Here is a 2,267-nt window from a genome sequence, read left to right on the forward strand (position 1 = left end):
CGGGGCCTTCCTTGATGACCGGCGCGCCGGCGCCGCCGTCGGCCTTGGCGCCTTCGCCGCCCTCGCCGTGGCCGCCTTCCTTCTTCTCTTCCTTTTTCTTTTCCTTCTTCTCGCCATGCTCGCCGGCCGCGGCTTCGCCCTCGGCGGCCGGCTTGGGCTTCATCAGCAGGAAGGCCGTGGTCCCGCCGCCGATCAGCAGCACGAGCGCGCCGGCGGCCCCGGCGATCAGGATGATCGGCGGCTTCTTCTTGGCGGAAGCTTCACCCTCGACGGCGCCCTCTTCGCCTTCCGGGGCGGGAGCTTCCTTGGGCGGTTTCTTGGCCACGCGCGAGTTCCTTGAAAACTATGGGTCCTACTTGTGCGCGAGCATGGTTAACGATCTCTTTTGACGGCCATTTGGTCGCAGGCTGAATCTGCCCGGCGCATCCCCTCAAAGCGTCGCCGTTAACCACCCTCTTCGCTGATTTCATTACGTTTTTCGAGTTGGCACGAGGATTGCTTGTAGGGTTTCGGCGCATTTGTCGCGCCAAACTGCGAGTTAATCGTCATGGACAACGCGCTGTATGTGGGCCTTTCGCGGCAGATGACGCTCCGTCGTGAGCTGGACATCGTCGCGAACAACATCGCCAACGCCAACACCACCGGCTTCAAGGTCGAGGACCTGATGGTCCGCACCGAAGCGGCCAAGCCCGCGCGCACCGCTGGCGGCCCCGCGCCGATCAAGTTCGTGATGGACGATGGCGTCGTCCGCGATTTCAAGCCCGGCGCCCTCAACCAGACGGGCGGCAGCCTCGACCTGGCCCTCGAGAACCAGGGGTTCTTCAAGGTCCAGACCGCCGAGGGCGAGCGCTACACCCGCGACGGCCGCTTCACGACCAACCCGGAAGGCGTGCTGACCACCCAGCAGGGCGCTCCGGTGCTCGACGACGGCGGCGGCCAGATCACCCTCGACCCGCAGCTGGGCGCCGTCACCATCGGCCGCGACGGCATCGTCAGCCAGGGCGCGGCCCGGGTCGGCAAGATCGGCGTCGCCCGCTTCTCCGACCTCTCCTCGCTGCGCAAGCAGGGCGACAACCTCTATCGCAACGCCGGAAACGAGACCCCGCAGTCGGCCACCGACGCGGTCATTCACCAAGGGATGCTGGAGGGGTCGAACGTCCAGCCCGTCCAGCAGATCACCAAGCTCATCGAGGTCAGCCGCGCCTACGAGAGCATCGCCAAGATGATGGACCAAACCGCCGAACTCTCGCGCTCCGCCGTCGAGCGTATGGGCAAGGTCCAGTAAGGGATTAACGACAGATGCAAGCGCTCCGCACCGCCACGACCGGCATGGCTGCACAGCAGCTGAACGTCGAGGTCATCTCGAACAACATCGCCAACATGAACACCATTGGCTACAAGCGCCAACGGGCCGAGTTCCAGGACCTGCTGTACCAGACGATCGAGCGCGCCGGCGCCCAGTCGTCCAGCGACGGCAACGTGGTCCCGACCGGCATTCAGATCGGCGGCGGCGTCAAGGCCGGCTCGGTCTACCGCATCACCGAGCAAGGCACCCCGACGGCCACCAACAACCAACTGGACGTGGCCATCCAGGGCAAGGGCTACCTGCAGATCCTGATGCCCTCGGGCGAGACGGCCTACACCCGCGCCGGCAACTTCTCGACCAACGACCAGGGCCAGATCGTCACCGAGGACGGCTACACGGTGCAGCCCGGGATCACGATCCCGGAGAACGCCACGGCCATCACCATCGGCAAGACGGGCCTCGTGCAGGTCACGCTGGACGGCCAGGCCGACCCGCAGACCGTGGGCCAGATCGAGCTGGCCAACTTCATGAACGAAGGCGGCCTCGAGGCCATCGGCGACAACCTCTATCTGGAGACCGGCGCCTCGGGCGCGGCCAACGTCGCCGCCCCCGGCTCCACCGGCTTCGGCACCCTGCTGCAGAACTACACCGAAGCCTCGAACGTCGACGCGGTCAGCGAAATCACCTCCCTGATCGTCGCCCAGCGCGCCTACGAGATGAACTCCAAGGTCATCACCACGGCCGACCAGATGCTCCAGGCCACCTCGAACCTGAGGTCGTAAGCTCATGAAAAGCCTGCTCCTCGCCGCCGCCGCCCTGCTGATCGCCGCCCCGGCCGCCTTCGCCGGCCAGCCGGTCGACCTGCGCAACGACACCACCGACGCCGACGGCGTCGTCACCCTGGGCGAACTGTTCGAGGGCGCCGGCTCGGCCGGCGGCGTCGTGGTCGCCCGCCGCGCCG

2 protein-coding genes and 1 pseudogene are annotated in these 2,267 nt (G+C 66.6%); 2 read left to right on the forward strand and 1 reads right to left on the reverse strand.

Going from position 1 to position 2,267, the window contains the following annotated elements:
• Nucleotides 1-325 (reverse strand): annotated as a pseudogene (locus tag DMC18_RS25230) (flagellar basal body protein FliL); the annotation flags it as partial.
• 222 nt (nucleotides 326-547) lie between these two features.
• Here DMC18_RS25230 and flgF point away from each other — a divergent pair.
• Nucleotides 548-1,285: a flagellar basal-body rod protein FlgF gene (flgF, locus tag DMC18_RS25235; RefSeq protein ID WP_110120638.1), complete on the forward strand. Its 738-nt coding sequence runs from the start codon at nucleotides 548-550 to the stop codon at nucleotides 1,283-1,285.
• Between the two features lie 14 nt (nucleotides 1,286-1,299).
• On the forward strand, nucleotides 1,300-2,088 hold the full coding sequence (flgG, locus tag DMC18_RS25240) for a flagellar basal-body rod protein FlgG (protein WP_110120637.1): 789 nt from the start codon (nucleotides 1,300-1,302) through the stop codon (nucleotides 2,086-2,088).
• Nucleotides 2,089-2,267: the final 179 nt, after the last annotated feature.

It is taken from the genome of Caulobacter sp. D5, assembly GCF_003185805.1.
In the GTDB taxonomy this organism is placed as follows: Bacteria; Pseudomonadota; Alphaproteobacteria; order Caulobacterales; family Caulobacteraceae; genus Caulobacter.